We start from the raw sequence: 6886 nt of genomic DNA, 5'->3' as shown, positions 1-6886 counted from the left end.
GTCTATCAAAAAACAATAGAGAAATGAGGTCATCAATGTCTTGAAAAATGGTTTTTAGTGCCTTTTTTTGATCCTTCACAATGCTTTTCGCGTTTTTGATGCCCATATGGACTGCGTTGTCTAAAAAGTGTTCCTCTATAAAGGTATCGCCGTCAAAGCTCGTATCATCCAATGTCCCATCCATTATTGATCATAAAGTCTATTTTATCGTGACCCTCAAAATTGAAAAATAGGCTAATTGACATGAAAAATGGACTCTCTTTTTTACTGAATTAATTAGGGACTAATGAATTTATGTATGTTAAATAAGCCAGCCTTTGGATTCTTCTTCAATTATCTTTCAACATCAATATCTTCTTCAATCCAATGCATCGCCCTATTTTTTCTTTGCATTCAGGCGGCTTTAAAACGCAGGCAACAAAAACCCGAACAAGCGTATACCACACTCATCCGGGTCTGCATTTTCCTTTATTACACTTCTTCGCCATTCGTTGCAATAACGTTTTGATACCAAGTAAACGAATCTTTTTTGAGACGCTTCATCGAGCCGTTGCCTTCGTTATCGCGGTCAACGTAGATCATTCCGTAGCGTTTTTTCATTTCGCCTGTTGTGAATGACACGATATCAATAATGCCCCAAGGCGTGTAACCAATGAGATCAACACCGTCGTATTCGATGGCCTTTTTCAGCGCTTCGATGTGAGAAGCGAGATATTGAATTCGCTCTGGATCGTGGATGGAACCGTCTTCTTCTACTTGATCAATGGCACCAAAACCATTTTCCACGATGAATAGCGGAATTTGATAGCGATCGTAAAAACGATTCAATGTATATCTTAGACCTGTCGGGTCAATGGACCAACCCCAGTCACTTGATTTGATATAAGGGTTTTCTACACCATGCGGCAGGGCCCCGTTGACAATGTCTCCGCTGTTGTCAGAGACTGCATCACTTTTGACCGTTGTCGACATGTAGTAGCTAAAGCCAAGATAATCCACTTTCCCTTTTCTTAAGCTTTCTTCATCGCCTGCTTCAAACGGAATATGATAGCCTTCGCGTTCGAATTCTTTTAATGCATAGCTCGGATAGTAGCCGCGAACCTGAACATCAGGGAAGAAATAGCGCTGTCTCATATATTCCTCTGCAAGCATGACATCCTCTGGGTTTGAGGAATATGGATAGATTGGCACATGGGAAACCATCGCTCCAATTTGAAAATTAGGATTGATTTCTTTTCCTTTTGCGACTGCCCATGCACTTGCAAGCAATTCATGATGTCCTGCTTGATACATGATTTCTTTAGCGTTTTCGCCTTCTTTGACCGATACGCCTGAATTTGTCCAAAGGAACAATGGGTTGTTGACATCCATTTTGTTATTGATTTCATTAAACGTCATCCAGTATGTGACTTTATCCTTGTAACGATTGAAGCACACTTCCGCAAATTTCGCGAAATACTCAGCGACTTTTCTGCTACGGAATCCGCCGTATTCCCTTGCCAGATGAAGAGGCATTTCAAAGTGCGACAGCGTAATCACAGGCTCTATACCATGCTTGATCAGCTCATCAAATACATCATCATAGAACTGTAAGCCTGCTTCATTCGGCTCTGCTTCATCTCCCTTAGGGAAAATCCGGCTCCATCCGATCGATGTACGCAAGCATTTTAAACCCATTTCTGCAAACATGGCGATATCTTCCTTATAACGATGGTAGAAATCGATCGCTTCATGGTTCGGATAAAATTCACCTTCTTCTATCGTCTCCGTGATTTGTCTCGGTACTCCGTGAGCACCGGCTGTCATCACATCTACAACACTTGGACCTTTTCCTGCTTCATTCCATCCACCTTCGAATTGATGTGCAGCTAGTGCTCCGCCCCATAGAAAATCTTTTGGTAAAGTCATTATCTATTCCCTCCTATTTCACAATTGTTATCATGACGTCCATTGACTGTATCACTACTAGTATATGTACATTATAATTATACCGGAACAATTTATCAATACATATATAATTTCATTTAACATATCAAAGAAAAATCGGTATGTGCTATAATCAAAGACAATAAATCGTGAAAACAAAGAGGAATAGCTATGTTAAAGTATCAACAAATTGCGAGCGATATTGAAAAATATATTGTCACCCATGAACTGCAGCAAGGGGACAAACTCCCTGTACTCGAGACACTCATGAGCCAATTTGCGGTGAGCAAAAGTACCATTATCAAATCATTAGACTTACTCGAAAAAAAAGGAATTGTCTATCAGGTGAGGGGCAGCGGCATCTTTGTCAGAAGACACCGACGCAAGGGCTACATCAGCCTTTTATCCAACCAAGGGTTTAAAAAAGATTTAGAGGAATTTCAACTAACATCAGAGGTTTTAACATTAGACACCGTCAAACCAACAGAAGAAGCTGCGCTTAATTTGAACATTGAACAAGAAGAGGATGTTTTCTACCTCAAACGCATTCGTTACATTAATGGACAAACGTTGTGTTTAGAAGAATCCTATTACCGGAAAACCATCATTCCCTATCTCAACACAGAAATCGCCGCCGATTCCGTTTTTAAATTCATTAGCGAAGGCCTTGGACTCAAAGTTGGCTTTTCTGACATGTACATGCAAGTAGGCAAACTGAGCGAAACCGAAGCGAAGCACCTAGGCCTCAAACAAGACGATCCCGCCCTCCGCGTCGAGACCGTCTTTCATCTCACAAACGGTCAGCCCTTCGACTTCTCGAAAATCACGTATAACTACATGCAATCCCAATTTTTTATTCAAGCGAATAATTATTATGGGTGATGGATGGAAAAAGCCCCCTGTTATATTCAGGAGGCTTTTTTACTGTTCCCTTTCAATCTTTAAACATTCCTTCCCTCTTTTTTGAAGAGAAAGGCCATCAATTGCCACATCGCCATAATAAATGTCTATGTAATCTCCTTTGCCAATTAAACCAACTGGAAAAGCATGATGTTTTTGTAGACATTTTTCAAACTCATCTGGACGAATCTCGACTTCAATTTCATGTCCAATGAACGCATACTCAAACGGAAGCGTATGATAAAGTTCCACAACACACCGTACGATGTCCTGTTGAAGATGAACGACATCATGAGAAAAAACCTCTCCCCACTTTAAACAGAGAACGAACCCTACATAACCTGTTTCTTTTTGTATGTTGATGGTCATTTCTTTTAGCTTTGAGCTTAAGCCTGACAATTCAAACTCCGTTTAATAGCCTGAAAAGTCATCGTCTTTGATGATATTCTCTTTTACACTGTGTTCAATCCACGTTTCGCCGTCAGGGTCCTGACTAAACTTTACTTTGGTAATAGACATGTCTTTTTGAGCTAGATAATCAGACAATTGGCGAAAAGTATTTGGTAAATGAATGGCCTCATAAAAAACGATTCCGATATTGATGAATCCGCCTATAGCTATCATGCATCCCTCGCTTTCTAATCTCGGAATACTATAAAAAGGTAAGTTCACTTCGAACCTACCTTTTTATGAAACATTATTTTCTTTCAGCCTTAAACACCTTTACCGTCTTACTACTACTTTCTGACATGCCTTTTCCAGTGACGGTGAAATAGAGTTTTCCTCCCTTGGCACCTAGTTGTTTGAAAGTAACTTTCACAACCTTGCCTTTAGAAGCTGTTGATTTTCCAATAAGCTTTCCTGAAGGTTGATAGATTTTGATAACATCCTGCTTCGTTAATTTACTGACAGTGATCACATCTTTTTTCTTCTTGTTGTTCACGATGTTGATTTGATTGCTTTTTAATGCAGCAGATGGCTCGCCTTTAAAAGAAATGGCTTGCTTTCCGCTTTCCAGCATCTTATCGCTGCTACGCGTGACATACACTTTACCGCTCTTAGTTCCTACTTGTTTGACGTACAATTTGATGGACGAACTGTTAGACGGTTTTGATGTGGCTAGTAATTTTCCGCTTGTTGAGTAGACTTTGATCACATCTTTTTTCTTCATCTTACTCACTGTAATAACGTCATTTTTATTTTTAAGATTGTTGATGTTGACTTGGTTCGTTTTTAAAGCATCTGATTTCTCACCCTGATAACGAATTGGTACTCGATTTCCCTCTTTTAAACCAGACTCTTTCATACTGATATAAAGCGTTCCACTTGTTTGACCCAGTTGCTTCAAGGAAATCGTCATGTTCGAGCTAGATGCAGTCTGCTGAGCAATCACTTTACCGCCAGAAGATTGTTTAAAGACTTTGATGACCGATTGTTTTTTGATTCCTTTTATCGTCACCGTATCATTTTTCCCTTTATTGTTCGCCACCTTTACTTGAGATGCTGCAAGTGGAGATGTGACGACTTTTTTGACGGTGAAGGCTGGCAAGGCGACCTTTCTCTTTCCACTTTGCAACGTGATTGTTACTTTAGATCCTTGTTGTAATTTTCCCGTTTTCAATTTAAAATCTTTGCCCGGCGTAATGTTGAATGGTCCAAATTTCTTTTTCGTTGTGCTAGCGCTGAGTTTCGACATTGCTTTTATTGTGTTATTCGCTGAATCAGATTGCACCTCTACAACAGCTTGATTACCAAACGTACTCATGCCATTAATGGTATCACTTGAATCATCGATTTCTTCCACAAAAACTTTCTGTACATCTTCCTGAGATTGATCCGTTTCACTCGGATTATCAGCCATGAACGACTTGACTGTAATTAAGTCACCACCGATTAACTTTGAAACAGGAACATCATAGACGCCATTAGAGTCTGCTTGACCTTCCCCAATGATTTTGCCTTCTCCATCTAAAATATGAATCCTACTTTCAGGAGTTGCGGTCCCGCTCACTGAAGTTGAAAGCTGAGTGAATGGATCAATAGTCGGAGCTGTTGATCTAATTCGGAAGGTGGTCTCATGCAAAGCATTATCATAAGAGGGTTCCATCACTTGAAATTTACTTTGATCTAATGTTTGTATTTTGTTTTTGTCTACACTCAATTCAAAGTTGCCATCACCATCTGCAGTCATCGATTGAAGGACTTCACTTGATTTTTGATTTTTAAAGACGATCTTTGCATAAGGAATTCCCGTTTGGCCTTTCACGGATTTAGACCATTTTGTCGTAGGAATAAGTGAGATTTTCTTAGGGTTCACAATTTTTTTGTAAACGTCGATATTGCTGCCAGTCGTCATTTTCACTGTTAGGAATGTACCTGCAGTTAGGGCAGGCAGCTTTAAATGAATGGCATCATTGAATGTGCCTGAGGCAATCACTTTGCCATCTTTCATGACCTCTACTTTTGTGTTCTTCACTGTTTTTCCAGTTAACTCCTGAGAGGTATCATATATCGGATCTAATGAGGTAAACGATTCCTTGAAAACATACACTTTATTTGAAGAAAGCTTTGTCCCATTTTGGTCATAAGTATCTAACTCCAACGTTTGTCCTGAACTAAAGTTCAAAGAAAACAACTTAAAGTTTCCGTTACTATCTGCTTTTGCGTAGTGCATATATTTAGATTTCCAGTTATTCGGAACACCCCAATCTGCGAATGCAACGATTGCGTTTGGCGTTGTTTTACCTGTCAGATAATTATCACCATATTGATAACGATCAACCGTTGTTTTCGTTCCACCCTCTGTGGCACTTACCCTTTCTTGTATATGGAAACTCAACATCATCACACATAGAATAGAAGCTACTAATTTCAGGACCATTTTCATAGATATATCCTCACTTTTCCTATTAATGTTTTTATATACAAATATTATACATTTCTTCTAATATAGACACAAGAATTATTCATATGACTAAAGACTTACTAAAAACTAATTTAATAGGTACAGTGTATCTCCCTCTCTTACATGAATACTTCCGATTTAAAACATCAAAAAGATTCATTTTACGAATGCATCAATCAAACTTATGATAAACGTAACAAGATTGTATAGGAGGGTTCCTTATATGAGAGACATCAGAGTGTATCATGTCGATGCGTTTACAACTGAGAAATTTGGAGGAAATGCCGCTGGGGTGGTGTTGGATGGGGAATGGTTAACGGAGGATGACATGCAGAATATCGCCAAAGAATTGAATTTACCCGAATCTGTCTTCTTGCTGCCAGCACATGATAAGAAAGCCGATTATCGGGTCAAATACTTCACACCGACGGAAGAGGTCAATTTCTGCGGGCATGCGACTGTTGGATTAACTTGGCTTTTGGCGACAGAGCTTGGGCTGGCAAAAGAGAAAACAGGGGTCGTGTTAAAAACAAAGATCGGGAATGTTCCCGTTGTATGGCACGAGGAAAATGGCAAGGTCGTTGATGTGGAAATGACGCAGGTAACCCCGAAGACACGGGATTTTGCCATTGATGTTGAAGAGCTTAGTGACATGCTCGGTATAAGCAGTGACCGGATTGATCCATCCTATCCTATCAAATTAGCAAACACCGGAAACTGGCATCTTCTTGTTCCGATGAAGCATCAACAGGACATTGATCAAGCCACCCCAAACTTAGCGGCTTTAGGGAGAATGAATAAAGAGCATGATATCACGACGACCCACCTTTATACGTTTCACACCTCAAAAGAATGTGATCTTTATACGAGGGATTTTGCACCTGGGATTGGGATACCCGAGGATCCTGTGACGGGGGCAGCAAACGGGGCATTAGCTGGATTTCTCTATTTGGAAGGTATCATTTCTCAGCAGGAAACCACTCACTTGAGCATTGCCCAAGGTGATGCGATCGGCAGACCTGGCATGCTTCGTATCACAGTCATTCCGAATGACTCAAAGCCGGTGATCAAAGTCGCAGGTGCAGCTGTCATCACCATTCGCGGCGTATTAACCCTATAAACCAATCAGCTTGAATGGGAGACATCTCGTTCAAG

The 6886-nt window shown here is 40.2% G+C and carries 4 protein-coding genes and 2 pseudogenes; 2 read left to right on the top strand and 4 right to left on the bottom strand.

Annotation, left to right across the window (positions count from 1 at the left end; all coding sequences use genetic code 11):
* Positions 1-184, bottom strand: a pseudogene (locus BA70_RS19710) (T7SS effector LXG polymorphic toxin); the annotation flags it as partial.
* 287 nt (positions 185-471) lie between these two features.
* Positions 472-1911 carry a 6-phospho-beta-glucosidase BglA gene (gene bglA, locus BA70_RS16855; RefSeq protein WP_149865376.1) on the bottom strand — a complete coding sequence of 480 codons (1440 nt, stop codon included), beginning with the start codon at positions 1909-1911 and terminating at the stop codon, positions 472-474.
* Positions 1912-2097: 186 nt separating this feature from the next.
* Here bglA and BA70_RS16850 point away from each other — a divergent pair, with 186 nt between their 5' ends.
* The gene (locus BA70_RS16850) at positions 2098-2808 is read left to right on the top strand and encodes a GntR family transcriptional regulator (RefSeq protein ID WP_034324683.1); all 711 of its coding nucleotides are present in this window, start codon (positions 2098-2100) and stop codon (positions 2806-2808) included.
* A 39-nt stretch (positions 2809-2847) separates the two neighbouring features.
* Here the strand turns inward: BA70_RS16850 and BA70_RS16845 are convergent.
* Positions 2848-3450 (bottom strand): annotated as a pseudogene (locus BA70_RS16845) (Imm64 family immunity protein).
* A gap of 73 nt (positions 3451-3523) precedes the next feature.
* A complete protein-coding gene (locus tag BA70_RS16835; RefSeq protein WP_034324678.1) occupies positions 3524-5713 on the bottom strand; it encodes an Ig-like domain-containing protein in 2190 nt (729 codons plus the stop codon).
* 241 nt (positions 5714-5954) lie between these two features.
* Between BA70_RS16835 and BA70_RS16830 the strand changes: the two genes are divergently transcribed.
* Positions 5955-6851 carry a PhzF family phenazine biosynthesis protein gene (locus BA70_RS16830; protein WP_034324675.1) on the top strand — a complete coding sequence of 299 codons (897 nt, stop codon included), beginning with the start codon at positions 5955-5957 and terminating at the stop codon, positions 6849-6851.
* The last annotated feature ends 35 nt before the right edge of the window (positions 6852-6886 follow it).

The sequence above is a fragment of the Bacillus zhangzhouensis genome (assembly GCF_000715205.1).
In the GTDB taxonomy this organism is placed as follows: Bacteria; Bacillota; Bacilli; order Bacillales; family Bacillaceae; genus Bacillus; species Bacillus zhangzhouensis.
Note: the sequence above shows the minus strand (reverse complement) of the source record. Positions and strands in the feature narration are given on the sequence as shown.

What these genes read in the sequence shown, in the direction of transcription:
- BA70_RS16850 (WP_034324683.1), top strand. Translation starts at nt 2,098, where the DNA reads ATGTTAAAGTATCAACAAATTGCGAGCGATATTGAAAAATATATTGTC.
- BA70_RS16830 (WP_034324675.1), top strand. Translation starts at nt 5,955, where the DNA reads ATGAGAGACATCAGAGTGTATCATGTCGATGCGTTTACAACTGAGAAA.
- BA70_RS16835 (WP_034324678.1), bottom strand. Translation starts at nt 5,713, where the DNA reads ATGAAAATGGTCCTGAAATTAGTAGCTTCTATTCTATGTGTGATGATG.